Source organism: Giesbergeria sinuosa (assembly GCF_042652905.1).
GTDB classification, from domain to species: domain Bacteria; phylum Pseudomonadota; class Gammaproteobacteria; order Burkholderiales; family Burkholderiaceae_C; genus Simplicispira; species Simplicispira sinuosa.
The window spans coordinates 1-20,873 of sequence record NZ_JBHSHJ010000013.1 but is presented as its reverse complement, the minus strand read 5'-3'; the positions used below and the strand labels follow the sequence as shown (position 1 = coordinate 20,873).

Here is a 20,873-nt window from a genome sequence, read left to right as displayed (position 1 = left end):
ACTGCGCATCAGGCGCTTATTGGTTCATCTTGTAGATGGCGGTCACGATGGCGACTTGGTCTTCGTCAAAAGTGCGGCCATCGCCACCGGCTGCATTGGCCGTGATTTGCTGGCGGTTGTTGGCATGCCATTCAGAACCGGGGGCGTTGGCTGTACCACTGTTACCACCTGCCGAGTCGGCATTGTTGGCAATGCCCTGCTGACGGAAACGGCCTTCGCGGGCGTCAGGCTTACCATCAATCATCTGGTCGAGTGAACGGGCCAAGTCGGGGGTCAATCCGGTAATGACCATAACGTTCCCAGCACCATCACCCAGGCTGTTGTCTGAACCGTTAGCCAATGGCCGGTTCCATTGGAAGCAAACCTGCACTTCTTGCGGGTTGCCATTGCTGTCTAGGTATACATAGCGGTCTTCAAAACCTTCGGCACGGCCTGGGGGCATACGGATACCCACCCGGTTCATCAATACACGCAAATCGGGATCGGTGCCAGCAGTAAAGCCACGGGGCATGCCCTGCCCTGCAGCCGCCCGGCAAATAGCGTTGGGCGGTGTGACACCAGTCATGTCACGGCCAGAACGGTTAGCGGCATCTGCTGCCAGAAACCGTGCGCCATTGACCATGTTTTGGGGCGCGGTTTGGCTGTCTCCCAGCACGACACCAGTACGCTGGTAGTACTGGTTGTAGGCCTGTTCCCACTGGTCAATGAACTTGTTCTTGATCTTGGTGTATTCGGCATTGCGTTGTACGTCTTTGCCAATGGCCACTGCACCAATGATGAGACCAATGACCGCCAGCACAATGGCCAGCTCCACCAAAGTAAAGCCTTGTTGGCGCAGCGTACGGGCCCGATGCCGGGGCTGTTGAAGTAGAGAGTTCATGATGGAGTTCCCCGAAGCGGATTTACTGGTTCATTTTGTAAATGGCGGTCAGGGTGATGACCTGTTCTTCGTCGCGGGTGTTGCCAGCACCAACGTCTGTTGTGCCAGTGGCACCACGGCCATAACTGTTGTTGGCTGACCATTCAACACCGGGGCCATTGGCTGTATCGTTGCCAATGCCCCGCAACCGGAAACGGCCTTCGCGGGCGTCGGGCTTGCCATCAATCATTTGATCGAGCATGCGGGCCAAATCGGGGGTCAAACCGGCAATCACCATGACGTTTCCGGCACCTTCAGGCACTGTGGGGCGATTCCACTGGAAACACACCTGAACTTCTTGTGGTGAGCCATTGGTATCGGTATAGACATACAAATCTTCTTGTCCTTCGGCCCGGCCAGGCGGCATACGAACCCCCACTCTGGTCATCAGATTGCGCAGATCGGTGCGTGGTGCATCGGAGCGCATCACACCAGTTTCTGGATTGCGTTCGCAGACAGGAATGGGCTCACTACCAGCAGCGATCAGTGTGGCCATGTTGCCACCAGAGATGGGGTTGTTGCCAGTGGCTGTATAGGCAGTACCATTGACCATCAACCGTGGTTGTGTTTGAGAGTCTCCCACCACGACGCCGGTACGCTGGTAGTACTGGTTGTAGGCCTGTTCCCACTGGTCAATGAACTTGTTCTTGATCTTGGTGTATTCGGCATTGCGTTGTACGTCTTTGCCAATGGCTACTGCACCAATGATGAGACCAATGACCGCCAGCACAATGGCCAGCTCCACCAGTGTGAAACCACCTTGTGCAGCACGAGAGCCAGCGAAACGAGGCAACCGCCGTACTGGCAGCCTAGGAATGAAAGATCGCATGATTACCTCAAGCGGTGAGAAGTTGTACATGCCCATAACGGGCGATGGGCATACTCTATTCAGCAATCGTTAGAGAATCGTTAGAAGACAATCAGAGCTGCCACCTCGATACATCTTAGCTATGGTTCGTGCTTGTGTGGCCCAAGCGCCAAGGTGCTGTGGAGTGGGGGCTTGACGTCTGGTGGTGAGGCAGGTGGGTGCCTCTGCATGGCACCAATTGAAATAAATTGCAATCTTCGTGAGATCGCGTTTTATAGAATTAGCTTGGGAAGCTGTGTGGAAATTTTTTGCTTGCTTAAAAAATTTGCTTGGACAAAACTGGTCATTTTTTATCATCAAGTATGGCCTCAAAATGATTTAAAACCATGTTTTTTTAAAAAATAGATTTTTAATGTTGAATTATTACGCCGTTCTTTAGCTAAAAATCACTCAGAAGAAATAAAAATAAATCAGAGCCATGAATAATAGAGACTATTCGCCAGAAATAATACTGAGTTTCTTTGGGTTGGTTGGGGTTATTTGTGAAAATAAAAAAACAGCCATTAAATTCAAATATAAAAAATCTGTGGCTATTTTGGCGTTTTTAGCCTATCAGCCAGGGCGGCTCGTTTCTAGAGATGCTTTGGCCAGATATTTCTGGCCCCACCAAGATGCGTCATCAGCCAAGGCCAATTTGCGTGTTGTTATCTCCGATATTACAAAAACATGGCAATCAATCGGATTGCCGCCAGCCATTCAGATTGATAGAGAAAACGTTGCATTTATTCCGTTGGGAAAAGTAGCGTCAGATTTTTTTGTATTGAAATCTATCTTTCATGGGGAGACTAAAAAATCATCAAATCTTGTACAAGTTTTGATGAGGGATGCGATGGAGGAGTCTTGGCTTGCTGGCTTTGATGATGTGGTATCAGAAGATTTCAATGATTGGATTTCTTTAAGAAGAAAAGCGATTGATGAATTTATTGTTGTAGCACAGAAAAATAATTTAAATGACATTGATAGTGCAGCAAGATGGGTTAATCTATCTGCTCATTATGAATTCAATGAAGTAGCAACCCTAGGGTTGCTGCGTATAGAGAGAAATGAGTTTGAGGTCTTTCATCAACAGCAAAATAAAGACCCCGAAGAAGTCATTCTCGAGGTGCAAAAAATATTGCGCTCATTGGGTGGAGAAATCATAGAAACCGATGATATTGGATGCACCATAATCTTTGGGCATCTTGATGTTCACACCGGGGCGCGGCGTCAGATTCTTCAGGCTGTCGCTATTTTGTGGCAGCGTTTTGGCGATATTTTGCCGTTGCGCATGGGGGCAACAGCAGGAAAAGTACATGTATTTTTCTCAAAGGGTCAATGGCGTATTCAAGGGTGGCGTACAAGATTGGTTTATCGGTTGGCCTTGTATGCAGATGTGGGTCAATTTGTTTGCTGTAAAAGTTTTTCCGATATTTTGCACGATAAAGAAAAGCCAGCAAAAGGCCCCATTCGTTTTCGGGGCATAAAGCATGATTTTATGTTGCATGTAATGAATTTACATTCGTTTCGTGCAAATTTTCCACCTGTGTCGGTACCATTTTCTGGGTTTGTTGGGCATAGTAAATTATTGGAGGTGGCAGATCAAAAAATATGTCATGCCATGCAAGGCGAGTGCCAATCAATTTCCATTATTGGAAACGACGGTTTTGGTAAAAGTCGTTCTGCTTGGGAGATTGCACATCGGGCACAGAAGGCTGGGCTACATGTCTGGTGGTTTGCAGGCAAGCCAGAAAGTCAGCACACTCGTGGGCAAGGGTTAAGAGAGATGCTTTTTATCAGTGCTTTAGAGCATTCAGTATGTGGAAACATAGCTGGTGGATTGCATTTTTTAATGGCGCAAGCAGGTGAATTTTTAGAGGAAAAGCACCGTCAGATAATTACGAAGTTCATTGAATTAGAAGAAGTGGATTCATCTGCGTTGATGGAATCCATGTTAATTTTTGCTTCATTTTTATCTCTGCAAAAGAAAGCTATTTGTTTTGTGGTAGATGACTGGGATTGGCTAGACGATGTTACCAAGAGTGTTGTCAGTAAAATTTCCTCCTGCATGCAGGGGTCTCTCTTGGTTTCTACTAGGCGTACTAATAACACAACAAGTAAGCCGCTGATAGATGCTTATAGGCATAGCAATCATTATGATTACATCATGTCGCCCCTTGGTGAGAGTGATGCTTTTGAAATTATCAATGCTTTAAATAAAAATGGTGATGAAGATTCCAAAAAAATCAAAGGCAAGATATTAAATTCGCGGGGCATTCCTTTATATCTTATTGCTGATTTTTGGGGTGAAGATCAATTGCACCCCCACTTTGCTGAATACTGCAACGCCACACTTAATCGTATGCAATCATCCAAATTGGCGCTGCAATTTGCTGCCATGCAGGGGATGAGTTTTCAATATCAGAATCTTGTTTTTCTTTGCGGTGAATTGAAGGCGGCGCAAGTTATTGATCTTGGAAAGTCTGCTGGATTTCTATTGGATAGAGGAAATGGATATTTTGCCTTTCATCATCCTTTGGTGCGTGACTATGTTCTCTCTACACTTTCTGCATCTGACTTTTTAGATCATGCTAAGCAATGTGCAGAACTATTGCAATCCCAAGAAAATTATACCGCTGCAGCAGACATTTGGTTGCAGGCCAAAAATATCGAGATGGCACGCCATTGTTGGCTGATGGCGGCACAAGGTGCTTTAAAGCAAGATGATATATCTACCGCCTGTAGTTATTTTGAAAAAATAAGCCAAATAGGCTATGGTGCTGATGCTGAAGGAATGCGTGCCCGCGCACAGCATGTCCGTTGTCTGATTGCACTGCAAGGCTATGGAAGTCGGCAGGCCCATCGCCTGACGCGTATTATTTGCCAAAATATTGCGCATTTGCCAGAGCATCCCGATGTGGCTTTTGATGCGCTGTTTCTTTCTTACCTTCATGCCAGTGCACAATCCAACACCAAGGGTAAAGCACATGCACTGCGTATGGTGCATCGGGCTACCGATGCAGAAAGCTATCACACCGTGTGTTGGGCCATGATCAATTCATCATTTTGGTTAGGCCAGCGTGATGAAGCAAGGGTGTGGTTTAAGCATTTGCTCGGGTCTGGTCAGCGGCTCAGTGCGGAGCGCCGCAGGCGCTATTTTCTTTCTGATCCGCTGGTCATGGGCTGTTGTCAGATGGCCTGCCTAGAGTGGTTGCATGGCAATTGGGATTTGTCTATGCAGGCATTGCATGAGGCAGAACGCTATGCCCAAGCCTCTTCGACCCGACAAGACCGAGCGATCTTTCATGCAATGGCCGGTTTGCTCAATTGGCTAGGCGGTCAATCGGGTTTGGCACATGCACAGCAATCTGCCCATATTGCCAACACAGAAGGATTGTCTTTATGGGGTAGTTTTGCCTCTTTGCTTTGTATGCTAGAACAACCAGTTCATGCACCCAACCTGGAATGGACACACATCACCCATCAGGTGGATGCCCTTTTAAAAGCTTGTCCTGCTGCTGAACCCATTGCCAAGTGGCTTGCTGCCGAAGCCTTGGTGCTGTGTGGAAACTTTGAAATGGCGCTTCGTTTAGCCGACCAATCATTGCAAACGATGGTGGGCAATACAGATGCAATGTGGCAGATGGAATTGATGCGCGTCAAGGCACTGGCATTGCGATCCATGAACCAGCATGGCACAGCATGTAAAACCCTGAAACAGGCACTGATGCAGGGTCACCACATGAAGGGTTGGTTATACCACCGTGGGCGATTGGACTGACCTATCCAGTGGATGGGCCTTATCGGGCCAACAGGGCGTCAATGGCGTCTATGTCTGCTGTGCTCAAGCTGCCACTGGCCTGACGCAATTTGAGTGTGCCCATCAGTACGTTGTAACGGGCTGCTGCCAGATCGCGTTTGGTCTGGTACAACTGGCTTTGGGCGTTGAGCACATCCATATTGATGCGAACTCCTACCTGATAGCCTAACTGGTTGGCTTCTAGCGCACTTTGGCTAGAGGCTTCAGCCGCTTCCAGTGCCTTCACCTGCCCCCAACCTGATTGCACGCCGTAAAAGGCTGCACGGGCATTTTGGGCCACTGTCCGGCGCAAGTGGTCTAGGTCAGCGCGCGCCTTTTCTTCCAGTGCCAAGGTTTCTTTGACCCGATTTTGTACGGCAAAACCGGCAAATAAGGGCCAGTTGAGTGCCACCCCGATGCTGGTGCTGTGGGTGCGACTTGAAATTCCAGGCGCGTTGACAGTCCCGCTGGGCGAGCGTTGCACGTTGTAGCCCAACTGTGCATCCAATGTGGGCAAGTGCCCTGTGGCGGCCTTTCGGGTTTCGAGTTGGGCCACTTCCAAGGCGATGGCTGCCTGACGCACCAAAGGCTGCTCTGCCTCGGCTTTTTCTACCCAAGGCAAGGGGTTGTTGTCTAGGGGCAAACTGGGCAACGCCAAAGGTTGCGCTAAAGGCAATGGTTGCGTGTGGTTTAAGCCGACCAATTGGTCGAGTGCCAGATTTTTGACGCGCAGGTCATTTTCTGCGGCGATTTCTTGGGCAACCACCAAGTCATAACGGGCTTGGGCTTCGCGTGTGTCGGTGATTGTGGATGTCCCCACCTCAAAATTGCGCTTGGCCGCTGCCAATTGTTCTGACACGGCTGCTTTTTGTGCTTGTACGAAGGTGAGGGTATCTTGGGCTGCCAAGACATCAAAGTAACCTTGGCTCACACGTATCAGCAATTCTTGTGCTACCGCATCTGACTGGGCCTGTGCAGCATCCACATTGCGCAAGCCTTGCTCTAAAGTGATCCGATTGGCAGGACGGTATAGCGGCTGGGATGCGTTAATGCCCATGGTTTGTGTGCTCAGGCTGACATCGCGTGGAAGCTGGCTGGCACCAGTTTGTGCCCGTGATGCTCCTGCAGACAAACCGGCACTGGGCAATAGCCCAGACCGTGCTTGGTCGGCTCGCCGCTGTGCTGCCTCTAACTGGGCTTGTGCTGATTGCCACTGTGCATCGTATTGGCGCGCCGACTCTACCAACGCGCGCAGGCTTTGGGCTTGTGCGGGCGCAGCCAATGCGGCCCCGAGGGCCAGAGTAAGAGGCAGGAGCCTGGGAAAAATGGGCATGGCAGGTTGTGCAGAAGTTTCAATACTGTGGCACCGATGGGTCAACGGTTTGTGACCAAGCATCGATGCCGCCGGAAATATTGGCCACATGCTGGAACCCTTGTTGCTCCAGAAAGGTGGCTACCCGTAAACTCCGAACCCCGTGATGGCACAGGCAGGCGATGGGGCGCTCAGGGTTCAGGCGGCTCAGATGCGCGGGCACAAGGCCCATGGGAATCGCCAATAGCTCCAGAGGCTCTGTGGCAATGCAAGCTGTCTGAAGCTCCCAAGGTTCGCGCACATCCAGTACCAGCGGCGCATGACTGCTACTCAACGATGCGAACCAAGCCGGTAGAGCCTTGGGGCGTACATGATCGACCATGCCGTGCTGCTCTTTCAGGTGCTTCAGAACTTGAAACTGGAGGGCTGGGTAAAGCCCTGCAAGCGGGGTGAAGTGGTGTCCCACGGCTGGGTGGTTTCAAAGCGGGCGCCTTTGCGTTGCACAATCGTCATGCGCATGACTGGGAAATCGCCCACGATGGCAGCCAGACGGCCCCCGTCATTGAGTTTGGCCAGCAGTTCTTGTGGTACTTCTGATACCGAGCCACTGAGCACGATCACATCGAACGGCCCTTCGGGCAGGGGATCGCGGGAGCCATCGGCTTGGCGCACGGTCACATTGTTGATGCCTGCACGCTGCAAGTTGATGCGTGCCATCTCTGCCAGTGCTGGTTGGATTTCCAGTGCCAACACCTGCGCACCACAGCGAGCCAATAGGGCCGCCATGTAGCCAGAACCGGAACCAATTTCTAGCACCTTTTCATGCTTGCGCACTTGCAGGTCATTGAGCAGACGGGCCTCAATCTTGGGGGCCAACATGCACTGGCCGGTGCGGATGCCTTCTTCTGGGGTGCCACACAGCGGAATTTCGATATCCATGAACGCCAGATGGCGGTATGCCGAAGGCGCAAAATCTTCACGGCGCAGGCTGTGCAGCAGCTCCAGCACATCGGGGTCATACACATTCCACGGCCGGATTTGCTGCTCAACCATGTTGTAGCGGGCTTGCTCAATCGGGTCGTTGGTGTGGATGGAAGACGTGTTCAGGGGCATGTTCATGGAAAGGTTCTCCGCAAGGGCAGTTCAGGGTCAAGCCTGCGATTTTAGGATGCCCGGCCCTGCTTCCGGCTGAAGCAGTCCGTGCAGCAGCATATTGATCTGATTTTCCAGGTACAGCGGTGGCGACACCGTCAAAGAGCCGGGGACGCAAGCCAGACTGGCATGTTGTGACAAGGTGAGAAACATGAGCGGCGAAACAACGGCATGGACGGCATAGTCCAAATCCACAGATCGGAATTCACCACTGTCTATGCCCCGTTGCAAAATGCGCCGGATCAGGGCGTGGCCGGGCTCACTGACCTCACGCTGGTAAAACAAGGCAATCTCAGGAAAGTTGCCCGCCTCGCACAGCATGAGTTTGGTGATGCCCGATGCCTTGGTGGCTCCCACATGTTCCCACCAAGAGTGGTAGCAATAGCGCAGCATGTCGGCAGTGCTGCCCTGAAAAGCTTCAAATTCTTGGTTCCATTGCCTAAAGCGGATGCCGATGTTTTCTCGCACCACGGCATTGAAAAGGTCGGCTTTGCTAGGGAAATATAAAAACAAAGTCCCTTTGGACACACCAGCCCGAGCCGCCACAGTCTCCACCTTGGTGGCGGCATAACCTTTCTCAACGAACAAATCCAATGCCGCATCCAACAATTCGGCAGGACGCGCCTGTTTGCGGCGCACACGAATCCGTGTCGTCTTCAAGGGCAAAGAATCGGAAGGGGTAGAGGGCACGCGGTAACTGCTTTTAATGACTGACTGGTTAGTAATGTAATCACCTACAGTCACAGCGTCAATCGGTAGGCATGGACAATGGTGCTATGACTCTTCAACACATCACCTTGGCTGGCGGCTGCTTCTGGTGCACCGAGGCGGTTTTTAGCCGTTTGTGCGGCATTACAGCCGTGCAAAGTGGTTATGCCAATGGCCACACCCCCCATCCCCAGTATGAACAGGTATGCAGTGGCACTACAGGCCATGCAGAGGCTGTGCAGTTGGCGTTTGATCCTGACACCATAGGGTTGGCGCAGATTCTGGAGGTTTTCTTTGCTACCCACGACCCCACCACCTTGAATCGCCAAGGTCATGATGTGGGTACGCAATACCGCAGCGGCATTTATTGCCACAGCCCAGAACAAGAGCAACAGGTGAGGCAGTGGTTGGCAGAAATCGATGCCCCATCACTATGGGATGCACCCATCGTGACGGAAGTAGCTCCTTTGGATTGTTTTTGGCCCGCAGAAGCCTACCACCACCAATACTATGCCCGTCATCCAGAGCAAGGGTATTGCGCGGCCATCATTGCGCCAAAGTTGACCAAATTTCGCCAAACTTTTGCCCAGTGGTTACGGCCCTGATATCTAGCAGGGCACTGTTTGGGTGCGCGACTCCACTACACTGGTGGGTTTTTTGGGCTTTGCAAAAAGGTTGGCTATGCGTAGTTTTTGGCTTCGTTGCACTTTGACTCTCCTGTGCGCTCCAGTGATGTTGGCACAGGCACAAACCCATTCGGAGCAAGAAAAACAGGCAGATATTGAACGCCACCGCGCAATGGCGGCTGCACATACTGCGGCTGCACAATGTTTGGCCTCTGGTAAAGACGCTGAGCAGTGCATGAAAGAACTGCAATCGGCCTGCAAGGGTTTGGCGATTGGCAAGTACTGTGGCATGAAACACGCCCACTGAGAATGCGTTTGCAGGCCCGCAAGCATCTGCGACAGACCCACCACACGGTGCTGTGGTGGGTCTGTGGCTTGCTGCTGGCGCTGGCCCCTGCTTTGGGGCAAATGCACCGTGTCCTGCATGGCGGGCATGGTGTGGTGGCCCCTCTTTCCGCTGCTGCACCCCATCTGCAACAGCACCACCGTGGTGATGATGAAGGCCTGCCACGGCTGTTTGGCGTACACAGTTCGGCAGACTGTTTGTTGCTCGATCAATGGACTTGGGTACAGCCAAACATACACCTCCCCACGCTGCCCCCACTGGCACCTGTTGCGCCCGTCCCTGCACCGCCTTATTGGCACACAGGGATGGTTCAGGTGGCAGCGTTTCAGGCCCGCGCACCACCAGTCTTCTGGTTGGGCTAAATCCCCCGCTCCAAACCTTCTCTTCAATGGCTGGTATTGACCTTGTCTGATCCAGACAGGTGTTGACCTGCTGTTGGTGCTTGTTTTTTGCATTCCAGACGTCCCGACTCCCTACGACAGCGGAGTTGGGTGGTGGTGTGCCTGTTTCTTTCTTTGCTATGTCTTCTTCGGCTTTTTTTAAGTTTTCTCCCCCCATGCGTTTGCAACCATTGGCTTGTGCTGTGGCTTGGATGGTGGGGGCTGTGGGCACAGCACATGCCCAATCCCAGCCTGTGTCTACCCCGCCTGCGGCGGTGTTGCCCGATGTAACGGTATCGGCCAGTGGGCTGCAACAAACCAGCAGTGATATGACCATGCCCGTGAGCGTGCTGGAAGGCGATGCACTGGTTCAGCAGCGCCAGTCCAACTTGGGTGAAACGCTGGATGGCGAGCCGGGTATTCACTCCAGCCATTTTGGTGCAGGCGCTAGTCGCCCCATTATTCGTGGGATGGATGGGCCGCGTGTTCGGTTGTTGTCCGATGGAGCACCTATCCACGATGCGTCCACCATCAGCCCAGACCATGCGGTCGTGGCCGATCCTTTGCTAGCCACACAAATTGAAGTGTTGCGTGGCCCAGCGGCGCTGATCCACGGAGGCGGGGCCATCGGTGGGGTGGTCAATGTGTTGGATGGTAAAGTGCCTACGGCTGTTCCCGCCAAAGGCTACGAAGGCAGTGCCGAACTGCGGGCCAGCAGTGCTACCCATGAACGGGCGGGCGCTTTCTCACTGACAGGGGGAGCGGGCAATATCGCCATCCACCTTGAAGGTAGTCAGGGCCAGGCCGATGATTACCGTGTGGGTCGGGGCTGGTCTTCTGGGCGCAAGGTTGAGGGCAGTTTCAATGACACAGACAGCGCCAGCCTAGGGGTTTCTTGGGTGGGTGAGCGTGGTTACTTGGGGTTAGCCTATAGCCGTCAGAATGCATATTACGGTCTGCCGGGCCATAACCACAGTGACGAGGGGTGCCATGTTCACGGGTTGCATCTGCACTGCGGCAGCCACGGTGCAGCACTGGAGCATGACGACGAACATGACCATGATCACGGTGAAGAACATGGTGTCCCTGTCGTTGATTTGCGCAGCGAACGGGTAGATGTGCGTGGTGAATTGCGTAACCCCTTGCCAGGCTTTAGTGCCTTGCGTCTGCGGGCGGGTAAAACCGACTACCGGCACCATGAGGTGGAAGAAGGCACGATTGCCACGACCTTTCGTAACCAAGCCCATGATGCCCGAGTGGAACTGCAGCACTTGCCCATCGCTGGCTGGCGGGGGCTGTTGGGCATGCAGGTATCTCAGCGGCGCTTTGAGGCCGAGGGTGAAGAAGCCTACATTCAGCCCACCGATACCCGCACCCAAGGGGTGTTTTTGTTGGAGGAATACCGCTGGGATCGCTGGCGTTTTGAGGCAGCATTGCGCCACGAACGGCAAACCGTGCTGGCCGCTGGCAGCGGCCTGGACGCATCGCACCACGGCACATCGGTGGCTTTGGGCGCTGTCTGGAAACTGGTGCCGGGCTACCAACTGACGGCTTCATGGAGCCATGCCAAGCGCCTTCCTACCGCAGAAGAGTTGTACGCACGCGGCCTGCACATGGCCACCCGCACTTACGAACTGGGCAATGCGTCACTGCGCACTGAAACGGCACAGAACATCGATTTAGGACTGCGCAAAACAGCCGGCGACACCACATTCGATGTGAGCATTTTTCACAATCGGGTCAAAAACTATATCTATGGCCGTACGGTGGATGAACTCGACGGTTTGCAATTGCTGCAATACAGTCAACAAGATGCCACTTTGACGGGCTTGGAAGGGCGCTTGCACCAACGCCTGCATCGCCATTGGGGAGTCACGTTGTTTGGCGATGTGGTTCGCGCCCGCTTGGAGGGGGGCAATCTCTTGCCACGCATTCCTGCAGCCCGCCTTGGCGCACGTTTGGAGGGCCAATGGCAGGCATGGCAAGGCCATGCCGAGTGGGTACAGGTGGCCCGACAAACGCGGGTAGCAGCGTTTGAAAGCCCAACGCCAGGCTACGGCATGCTCCATCTGGGCCTTTCTTACCATGCCCGCACCAGCAGTGGTCAGCCTTGGCAGGTGTATCTGCGGGCGCGCAACCTGAATGACCGGCTGGCCTATGCCCACACCTCTTTTATCAAAGAGGCGGCTCCTTTGGCAGGCCGTAATGTCACGGTGGGTGTGCGCATGGATTTTTAAGCAGCTACATCGCGTCCGATGCCAAGGGTGGCAGTGCTATTGTATAGTGTTGATAATGATTTGCATTTATGCAGAGCTTATCGAGAAAAACCAGTTCCTCATCTACCTGGAGCACTTGTCCATGCGCATTCACTCTGCCATTTCTTCTGCCATCTTGGCATTTGCCATTGCCGCGCCCATTGCAGCCTTTGCTGACGTAGGGCACACCGATGTGGCAAAACACTATGCAACACTGGTGCATGCCAACTACAGCGATACGCTGACTGCAGCCCAAGACCTGCAAACCAGCATTGCTGTGTTGGTGGCTGCACCATCGGCAGATCATTTGCAACAAGCGCGCAAAGCATGGCTGGCAGCCCGCGAGTTCTATGGTCAGACAGAGGCTTTTCGCTTCTATGCTGGCCCTATCGATGACGACCGTGGCCCCGAAGGGCAGATCAATGCTTGGCCCCTTGATGAGGCCTATGTGGACTACGTAGAAGGCAAGGCCAGCAGTGGGTTGATCAATAACCCAAAGTTCAAGATCAGCAAGGCCAATCTGCGCAAGTTCAATGAGCGCGGGGGTGAAGAAAACATCAGCGCAGGTTGGCATGCCATTGAGTTTCTGCTCTGGGGCCAAGACCGCAGCGAGACTGGCCCCGGAGAGCGTTCTTTTGAAGATTTTGTCGATGGCAAAAAGGCCCATGCCGACCGCCGCCGCCAATTTCTGACGGTGGCTACAGCGTTGTTGGTGGACGATCTGTCTTTTCTGGTCAAGTCTTGGGAACCCCAGCAAAAAAATTACCGGGCCCAATTTGAGAAAGGCGGCAAAGAATCGGTACGAAAAATCATTGTCGGTTTGGGGTCACTCTCTCGTGGCGAGCTGGCCGGAGAGCGCATGGAGGTGGCATTGAACTCACAAGACCAGGAAGATGAGCATTCTTGCTTTTCTGACAACACCCACCGCGATATCGTTACCAATGCCGTTGGCATTCGCAATGTGTGGCTGGGGCAGTACCAACGCCGTGACGGTTCCATCTTGCAAGGCCCAGGGCTGCGAGAACTGGTAGCAGCCAAAGACCAAGCACTGGCAGACAAAACCCAACAACAGATTGACCAATCGGTGCAGGCGGCACAAGCCATCCAAGCCCCTTTTGACCGCGAAATCATGGGAGATAACCAAGCTCCAGGCCGCCAACGGGTACAAGCCACTATCCACAGCTTGGTAGAACAATCCAAATTGCTGGTCAACACGGCCAATGCCATTGGCATCTCCAAACTGACATTGGTGCAGCCATAAACGCCTGGGGTGCAAACGCGATGCTTGCGAAAACGATGGCGTTAACCCTGGTGGGGTTGGGGTGCCTAAGCTATGCGGTATGGCCGTCGGCCAGCGAAAATGCCGATCCACTGGGGGAAAAAACTGGGGGAGAAACCACGGTCTATGCCACTGGACGCAATGCGTTTTCGTTTCCATTGGCTAACTTGGATGATGCGGAGCGTACCCGGTTTGCTATCGGCAATTCGTTCTTCAAACGCAATTGGGTAGAGGCACCAGCTTCTACCACCGCCCGTGACGGATTGGGGCCACACTTTATTGCCCGCTCTTGTGCAGGCTGCCATGTGATGGATGGACGTGGGGCTCCGCCCATTTATGAAAAAACGTGGGGGCCAGAGCCCGATGCCGCTGTGGCACTGTTGATCAGGCTGTCTATAGCAGGGACGCCGGCAGCAGGCGCTGGTGTCGTGCCAGAGCCGGTGTATGGAGACCAATTCAACAACGCAGCCATTCAAGGGGTAAAGCCCGAAGGGACGGTGCTTATTCGCACCAAGCCTGTCCGAGGCCGGTTTGCCGATGGCACACCCTACACCCTGTTACAGCCCCACTATGAACTGAGCGATCTGGGCTATGGGCCGTTGTCACCCCATACGCTGATCAGCCCCCGTATTGCCCCACACTTGGCCGGTGTTGGTTTGCTGGAGGCGATTGACGAGGCGGACATTTTAGAGAATGCCCGCATCCAAGCCCACGCACCTGGGCCCATCAAAGGCCAGCCCAATCGGGTGTGGGACGCTTATGCCCAAGCAGAACGCATTGGGCGCTTTGGCTGGAAGGCCAATGTGGCCAGCTTGGCACACCAAACCGCCGGTGCATTTTTGGGTGATATTGGAATCACTTCTACGGTATTTCCGCAGGAGGCCTGCACGCCTGCTCAGACAGATTGTGGTGCTGCGCCCCACGGCGGAGGCAAGACAAGTGGCCGGGATGGATTGATGCCTGCCCGAAGCGCCACAGCGAACCAGCCAGAAATTGATGACCAAACGCTGGCGCACACGGTGTTTTATCAAGCCACATTGGCCCCAGCCGCTCGACGCCACCCGACAGAGGCACAGGTCTTGCGTGGGCAGGCCTTGTTTCACCAAGCCCAGTGCGCGCAATGCCACCGTCCCCAGTATGTGACCAAAGAGGGGCCATTCCCCTTGCTCACCAGCCCCCAACTGAAAGGACAAAAGATCTGGCCTTATACAGATTTGCTGTTGCACGATATGGGGCCCTTGCTGGCCGATGGGCGCCCCGACTTTCTTGCCAACGGACGCCAGTGGAAAACGCCGCCATTGTGGGGAATCGGTCTATTCAAAGATGTGAACGGCCATCAACGCTTGCTGCACGATGGGCGTGCGCAGAATGTGCTGGAGGCTATTTTGTGGCACGGTGGAGAAGCGGAGCACAGCAAACAACAGGTGCTGAAAATGAACAAGGCAGAACGTGCTGCGCTGGTGAAATTTGTGGAGTCGCTATGAACCCCGTGTCACCGGCACGTCGTCAAGTGCTGAAGGCTTCGCTGCTTGGCTTGGCCCCTTGGGGTGTGGTGTCTGCACAGCCCGCCCCGCTGGTTTTTCCTTATTACAGTGCAGCACAGGCATTGCAAGGGCTTTACTGTATTCATCTCCCCCAATTGGCCCAAGATTTTGCCGTGCAGGCACAGAGGCTGGTGGGGGCAGCCTCGGACTATTGCACCCAACCAGATGCGCCAGAGCGATTGCATCGGCAATGGGCCAAGGCATTGATGTCATGGCAAACGTTGGCCACTCCTGCATTGGGGCCCGTATTGCAGCGCCGCTCTCAGCGCCAGATCGACTTTTGGCCCACACGTCCTGCCCTTTTGGACAAGGCATTGGCACGCAAACCCCAAACCTTGGCAGAGCTGGCATCTATCGGCTCTCCTGCCAAGGGGTTTCCTGCACTAGAAATCCTGTTGCGTGACCAGAGTGTGGCACCCACCACCCGATGTGCCTACATGGTGTTGCTGGCGCAGGGCATTGAGGCGGAGGCGATAGCCTTGCGTGAAGAATTTGCCCAGTGGGCCACCCGCGACTGGACAAGCTCTGAACAAACCACGCAAACCAGCATGGCCGAATGGATCAACCAATGGCTGGGGGGCTGGGAGCGTTTGCGTTGGATGCACATAGAGCAGCCCCTGCAAAAGGCCCGTACCCGTGCAGCACCTGCTGCATTTGCACGTTATGAGATGGCGCACAACGTGTTGGAATGGCAAACGCAATGGCAAGCCTTACAAACCCAGGCATTGCTTCGTCCAGGACAAAAGCGGCCTCCTCAACCGGAGGAGCAACTGATTCCAATAGAAGCCCTTCTGCGCGGAAAAGGGCATCTTGTCATTGCCAACCGTTGGAGCGCCCTGCTGGGCGAGGTGGGTAAGGCCATAGAGCATCTGACAGCCCAGAGCAGCCTTGCCGAATGTTTGGCTGTTGCCAAAAAAATGAAAGTCGTCACCTTGTGGTACCAAAACGAGGTGGCACAGGCACTCGATATTCCTTTGGGGTTTTCGGATGCCGATGGTGACTGAAGGCATGGCCTTGTCGCGCAGGCAAGCCTTGCACATAGTGGCGGCTTGGAGTTTGGCTGCCAAGGCCCAAGCAGCCGTGACACCGCCGACCCGATTACTGGCTGCCTGGCAAGCGCAGGCCCAGTATCACATTGGCATCGTGGCGTTGGACACCCAGCAGTGCTCTATTGCACAGTCTTTGGAGACCCCAACACGTCCCCATGGCCTGCTGATTGAGCCATCCGGCAGTGTGCTGGCCGTGGCCCGCCGACCGGGGGATTGGATATTGCGCTGGAACAGTGCCACCGCTACCACTCAGTGGCACTGGATAGAAGAGGATCGTCAATTCAACGGCCATATCTTGTTATCGCAAGATGGACAACATCTCTGGAGCACCGAGACCAACCAAGAATCTCAGCGCGGATTGTTGGGGCTGCGAGATGCCACCACATTGGAACAGATTCAGGAGTTTGACACCCAAGGCTTAGATCCCCACCAGTTGCTTGCCCTGCCTGTGAGGGTAGGACGCTATCCGGCCGGTACTTTAATGGTCGCCAACGGGGGCGTACGCACCTTGGCGGAGTCTGGCAGACACAAGCAAACGCAACAGCCGTTGGATGCTTCTTTGGTGGCATTGTCACCACTGCGGGGGGAGGTTTTGGGCCAGTGGCGCTTGCGTGATCCTTGGCTCAGCATTCGCCACTTGGCTTGGGACGCATCTTCACAACGCTTGGGCATCGCCCTTCAGGCAGAACATCTGGGTGCCGCAGATCGCCACACCGCACCGGTGTTGGCGGTATGGGACGGCGTGGGGCTGCATACCGCAACCAAGCAACCACCCGTGATGGGTTATGGCGGTGACATCATTGCATTGCCGGGGTCTGGCTTTGCGGTCAGTTGCACTAGAGCGGATGTGATTGCTATTTACACCGCCGATGGCTGCTGGGTTGCCAATGTTGCGCATTCTGGCGCAGGAGCATTGGCCCGAACTGCTACCCGATGGCTGGCTGCTGGGCAAGCAGGAATCTTGCAGCAGACAATTGCGCCGTTGGCCGCTGCACATGGGGTGGCTACGCAATGCCAGTGGGATAACCACTGGCAATCGATACCTTGATTGGACGGGTGAATCGATGAGTGAGTCGATGGGGGATATTACCTATTGGTATATCAATATCTGACTTCTGAAAATGGATAAAAGAATATAAGTATAATTTGCAATAGGCAAGATGGTACACTGTTGTATATTTCTTACCGTTGTGAATGCATCATGAAAATAAAAGATGCCAGCATTGAAGATATTGCTGGAATTTTAGAAATCTACAACCATGCGGTTGTGAATACTACAGCCATTTGGAATGAGAGCACCGTAGATATTGCCAACCGCATTGCATGGATGGAAGGCAGAAGAGCCGCAGGCTACCCGGTGTTGGTGGCGGTCAATGAAGAAAACCAAGTCTTGGGCTATGCCAGTTTTGGTGATTGGCGTGCCTTTGATGGCTATAAGTATACGGTGGAGCATTCTGTCTATGTACACCATGCAATGCAGCGTGGTGGTGTTGGCAAAGCCTTGATGCAAGCACTGGTTGTGCGAGCGCAGCAACTTGGCAAACATGTGATAGTAGCGGCTATTGAGGCTGGCAATGCACCATCTATCCAATTGCATCGGCAGTTGGGTTTTGCAGAGACTGGATATATGAGAGAAGTGGGAACCAAATTCGGACGTTGGCTGGATTTGGTTTTTATGCAACTCATGGTGCCACAAGGCAAAGAATCCCCATGATGGAACGTCGGCTTCTTGCTTTTCTATCACGTCTTTTCGTGCTAGAGTGAATTTTTATCCAATACGCTTTAATCTTCTATTTAAGAAAGTGATTTTCCATGTTCAAAAAGACCCTCTCTGCGTTGGCTATTGCCACCTTGGCGTTCACTGCACATGCAGCGGATGTACTCAAAGTTGCGGCTACGGCTGTGCCCCATGCAGAAATTCTTAACTTCGTTAAACCCCATCTGCAAGCACAGGGGGTAGATTTGCAAGTGCGTGAGTTCAGTGATTATGTGCAGCCCAATGCCGCGGTAGAAGACAAGCAACTAGACGCCAACTTTTTTCAGCACCAGCCTTATCTGGACAGCTACAACAAAGATCGCAAAAGCAGCTTGGTGCAAGTGCCCAATGGCAAAATTCACGTTGAGCCTTTTGGTGCCTACTCACAAAAAATCAAGCAACTGAAAGACCTCAAGGATGGTGCTGTGGTGGCTATTCCAAACGATCCATCCAATGCGGGGCGGGCTTTGTTGTTGCTGCAAAAACAAGGCCTGATTGAATTAAAAGACCCCAAGAACATCACGGCCACACCGATTGATATCGTCAAGAACCCCAAGAAACTCAAATTCCGTGAGTTGGAAGCCGCTTTGCTGCCACGGGCGCTGGCTGATGTGGATTTGGCCCTGATCAATACCAACTATGCCATTGAGGCCAAGTTCAACCCCACCAAGGATGCTTTGTTTATTGAGGGTGCCGAATCACCCTACACCAATATCATTGCGGCCCGTGCTGACCGGGCCAATGATCCCTTGATTCAGAAGTTGGTCAAGACCTTGCGCACACCTGAAGTCAAGAAATTCATTCAGGAAAAATACAAAGGTGCTGTCGTTCCAGCCTTCTGAATGTGACATTGTGGGATGGGTTGTTAGCGATGACTCAAGCGCCGCACAGCCCAATCCCCCAAACTTTGCACTGCCTGCACAAAGAAGATCAGCACCACCACCACCGCCAGCATCACGTCTGGCAAGAAACGCTGATATCCGTAACGGATGCCCAAGTCACCCAGCCCACCGCCGCCAATGGCACCTGCCATGGCAGAGTAGCCGGTCAGGCTGACCAAAGTGATGGTCAGGCCGGCCACAATGCCCGGCATGGCCTCGGGGAGCAGAACCTTGTAGACAATTTGACTGGTAGTCGCGCCCATCGACTGGGCGGCCTCCACCAAGCCGTGGTCTACTTCGCGCAGTGCGGCCTCAACCAGCCGCGCCACAAACGGCGCCGCTGTGAGGGTCAAGGGCACGATGGCCGCTGCGGTGCCAATCGAAGAGCCTGTCAGCAGTCTGGTCAATGGAATGATAGCTACCAACAAGATAATGAAAGGGGTAGAGCGCACCGCGTTCACGATCCAGCCGACGGTCTTGTTGAATACACGGTGTTCCAAGATGCCACTTTGGTCTGTTAGGCGCAAAAAGACGCCCAGTGGAATGCCCAACAAGGCGCCCACCACCCCTGAAACACCGACCATGAGCAGCGTCTCCCACAGCGAAGTGGCAAACAGCTCCAACATCATGGCTGAGAAATTTTCTAGCATTCCATTACCCCTCGGTCTTCACTTCTTCTACCAGCACGCCTTCGGTGCGCAATTGCGCAATGGCCCTTGCGAGGTGTCCCTCCTGACCGCTGACATACACAGCCAAGGAGCCAAAGGTTTGCTCCTGAATTTCGTCCACCTGACCATGCAAGATGGATAAATCCAGTTCATGCTCACGAATCAGCCGTGACAGGATAGGCTGGTAGGCCCGCTCTCCTGCATAAGACAGACGCAAAAGTTGGCCTGCCCCTTCTTGCACTTGATTTTTGAGCTGACGTACATGGTCAAGCACGCTGGCGGGCAAGTCCTGCGGCACGATCTCGTCAATCAGTCGCTTAGTGATGGGCTGTTGTGGGCGGGTAAACACCTCAATCACCCGGCCCTGCTCTACGATACGACCGGCATCGATCACCGCCACCCGATCGGCAATTTGCTTGATGACCTGCATCTGGTGGGTAATCAGCACTACCGTCAACCCCAGCTCTTTGTTGACTTGGCGTAGCAAGTCCAGAATGGAGCGGGTGGTTTCGGGGTCTAGGGCTGAAGTGGCTTCGTCGCTTAACAGCACCTTGGGGCGGTTGGCTAACGCCCGTGCAATGCCCACCCGTTGTTTTTGTCCCCCGCTGATTTGGGCGGGGTAGCGGTCGGCCAGTGCCGTTAGGCCGACCAGCTCCAACAAGGGCTGGACACGCTGACGAATGGCATTTTTTGCCATGCCTGCCAATTCGAGCGGCAATGCCACATTGTCAAACACTGTGCGTGATGACAGCAAGTTGAAATGCTGAAACACCATGCCAATGTCGCGCCGGGCTTCGCGCAGCCGGGCTTCGTTGAGTTGGGCCAGATCGTGTCCTGCCACAATCACTTCCCCTTGGGTGGGACGATTGAGCAGGTTGATCACGCGCACCAAGGAGCTTTTGCCTGCTCCGCTGCGTCCGATGATGCCAAACACTTCGCCTGGCAAGATGCGCAGATCAATGCCGCGCAAGGCTTCTACTGGGCCTTGTGGGCCTGGATAGATTTGGGTGATACCCCGTAAGTCGATCATGAAAAAACCAAGAGCAGAGAAGTAGGGAGGTGCCCTCAAGGGGATGGCGATTGTAGGAGTCGGGGCATTCCCCTGCCTCAGCCTTGACTATGGTTTTTTGCCTTTCTTTGTTCCTAGGCATAGGCTGGCTATTTTGATGGCCCCCTGCACTGGCTTTTGGGCAGGATGGAGAGCCGTTTGACTGATCACCCGGTGCGCGGGAAGCCCCGGAGTTCAGTCCGGGGTTAAGCGCAATCCATAATCTACGTCATGGACTGCACCAAAACCCTGCGTCTGCGCATCAAAGACAAGCACGCCAAAGTGCTGGCGTTGATGGCGCGTGAGG

19 protein-coding genes are annotated in these 20,873 nt (G+C 53.7%); 11 read left to right on the top strand and 8 right to left on the bottom strand.

Features of this window, described 5'->3' with window-relative positions:
- Nucleotides 1–16: 16 nt before the first annotated feature.
- Together ACFO6X_RS13670 and ACFO6X_RS13665 are read right to left on the bottom strand one after the other, a co-directional pair.
- Entirely contained in the window at nt 17–880 is an 864-nt protein-coding gene (locus ACFO6X_RS13670; RefSeq protein WP_382433989.1) for a type II secretion system protein, read from the bottom strand.
- Between the two features lie 22 nt (nt 881–902).
- Complete coding sequence (locus ACFO6X_RS13665) at nt 903–1,748, bottom strand: type II secretion system protein (RefSeq protein WP_382433987.1); 846 nt, start codon at nt 1,746–1,748, stop codon at nt 903–905.
- Nucleotides 1,749–2,205: 457 nt separating this feature from the next.
- Here ACFO6X_RS13665 and ACFO6X_RS13660 point away from each other — a divergent pair, with 457 nt between their 5' ends.
- Entirely contained in the window at nt 2,206–5,544 is a 3,339-nt protein-coding gene (locus ACFO6X_RS13660; protein ID WP_382433985.1) for an AAA family ATPase, read from the top strand.
- 19 nt (nt 5,545–5,563) lie between these two features.
- On the opposite strand, the gene ACFO6X_RS13655 is transcribed toward ACFO6X_RS13660, so the two are convergent.
- Genes ACFO6X_RS13655 through ACFO6X_RS13640 form a run of 4 tightly spaced genes read right to left on the bottom strand, consistent with a single transcriptional unit; the run spans nt 5,564 to nt 8,716 of the window.
- Complete coding sequence (locus ACFO6X_RS13655) at nt 5,564–6,895, bottom strand: TolC family outer membrane protein (RefSeq protein WP_382433983.1); 1,332 nt, start codon at nt 6,893–6,895, stop codon at nt 5,564–5,566.
- 19 nt (nt 6,896–6,914) lie between these two features.
- Nucleotides 6,915–7,256, bottom strand: a complete 342-nt coding sequence (locus ACFO6X_RS13650; protein ID WP_382433981.1) for a rhodanese-like domain-containing protein — start codon at nt 7,254–7,256, stop codon at nt 6,915–6,917.
- Between the two features lie 23 nt (nt 7,257–7,279).
- Nucleotides 7,280–7,993, bottom strand: a complete 714-nt coding sequence (locus tag ACFO6X_RS13645; RefSeq protein WP_382433979.1) for a protein-L-isoaspartate O-methyltransferase family protein — start codon at nt 7,991–7,993, stop codon at nt 7,280–7,282.
- A 30-nt stretch (nt 7,994–8,023) separates the two neighbouring features.
- Nucleotides 8,024–8,716: a TetR/AcrR family transcriptional regulator gene (locus ACFO6X_RS13640; RefSeq protein WP_382433977.1), complete on the bottom strand. Its 693-nt coding sequence runs from the start codon at nt 8,714–8,716 to the stop codon at nt 8,024–8,026.
- 86 nt (nt 8,717–8,802) lie between these two features.
- Between ACFO6X_RS13640 and msrA the strand changes: the two genes are divergently transcribed.
- The 10 genes from msrA (at nt 8,803) to ACFO6X_RS13590 (ending at nt 18,811) form a co-directional block, all read left to right on the top strand.
- Complete coding sequence (gene msrA, locus ACFO6X_RS13635; protein WP_382433975.1) at nt 8,803–9,339, top strand: peptide-methionine (S)-S-oxide reductase MsrA; 537 nt, start codon at nt 8,803–8,805, stop codon at nt 9,337–9,339.
- 127 nt (nt 9,340–9,466) lie between these two features.
- On the top strand, nt 9,467–9,667 hold the full coding sequence (locus tag ACFO6X_RS13630) for a hypothetical protein (protein ID WP_382434112.1): 201 nt from the start codon (nt 9,467–9,469) through the stop codon (nt 9,665–9,667).
- Nucleotides 9,668–9,669: 2 nt separating this feature from the next.
- A complete protein-coding gene (locus ACFO6X_RS13625) occupies nt 9,670–10,068 on the top strand; it encodes a hypothetical protein (RefSeq protein WP_382433973.1) in 399 nt (132 codons plus the stop codon).
- Between the two features lie 194 nt (nt 10,069–10,262).
- Entirely contained in the window at nt 10,263–12,323 is a 2,061-nt protein-coding gene (locus ACFO6X_RS13620; protein WP_382433971.1) for a TonB-dependent receptor domain-containing protein, read from the top strand.
- Between the two features lie 121 nt (nt 12,324–12,444).
- Entirely contained in the window at nt 12,445–13,602 is a 1,158-nt protein-coding gene (locus tag ACFO6X_RS13615; protein WP_382433969.1) for an imelysin family protein, read from the top strand.
- A gap of 35 nt (nt 13,603–13,637) precedes the next feature.
- Nucleotides 13,638–15,104, top strand: coding sequence for a di-heme oxidoreductase family protein (locus ACFO6X_RS13610; protein WP_382433967.1), 1,467 nt, complete (start codon nt 13,638–13,640; stop codon nt 15,102–15,104).
- Nucleotides 15,101–16,168: an imelysin family protein gene (locus ACFO6X_RS13605; RefSeq protein WP_382433965.1), complete on the top strand. Its 1,068-nt coding sequence runs from the start codon at nt 15,101–15,103 to the stop codon at nt 16,166–16,168. Before ACFO6X_RS13610 ends, ACFO6X_RS13605 begins: the two co-directional genes overlap by 4 nt.
- A complete protein-coding gene (locus ACFO6X_RS13600) occupies nt 16,152–17,261 on the top strand; it encodes a DUF1513 domain-containing protein (protein ID WP_382433963.1) in 1,110 nt (369 codons plus the stop codon). The genes ACFO6X_RS13605 and ACFO6X_RS13600 overlap by 17 nt, the downstream gene beginning before the upstream one ends.
- A 153-nt stretch (nt 17,262–17,414) precedes the next feature.
- The gene (locus tag ACFO6X_RS13595) at nt 17,415–17,927 is read left to right on the top strand and encodes a GNAT family N-acetyltransferase (protein ID WP_382434110.1); all 513 of its coding nucleotides are present in this window, start codon (nt 17,415–17,417) and stop codon (nt 17,925–17,927) included.
- A gap of 98 nt (nt 17,928–18,025) precedes the next feature.
- The gene (locus ACFO6X_RS13590) at nt 18,026–18,811 is read left to right on the top strand and encodes a MetQ/NlpA family ABC transporter substrate-binding protein (RefSeq protein WP_382433961.1); all 786 of its coding nucleotides are present in this window, start codon (nt 18,026–18,028) and stop codon (nt 18,809–18,811) included.
- A gap of 23 nt (nt 18,812–18,834) precedes the next feature.
- On the opposite strand, the gene ACFO6X_RS13585 is transcribed toward ACFO6X_RS13590, so the two are convergent.
- Both ACFO6X_RS13585 and ACFO6X_RS13580 read right to left on the bottom strand, forming a co-directional pair.
- Complete coding sequence (locus ACFO6X_RS13585; RefSeq protein ID WP_382433959.1) at nt 18,835–19,500, bottom strand: methionine ABC transporter permease; 666 nt, start codon at nt 19,498–19,500, stop codon at nt 18,835–18,837.
- Nucleotides 19,501–19,504: 4 nt separating this feature from the next.
- Nucleotides 19,505–20,548, bottom strand: a complete 1,044-nt coding sequence (locus tag ACFO6X_RS13580) for a methionine ABC transporter ATP-binding protein (protein ID WP_382433957.1) — start codon at nt 20,546–20,548, stop codon at nt 19,505–19,507.
- Between the last annotated feature and the right edge of the window lie 325 nt (nt 20,549–20,873).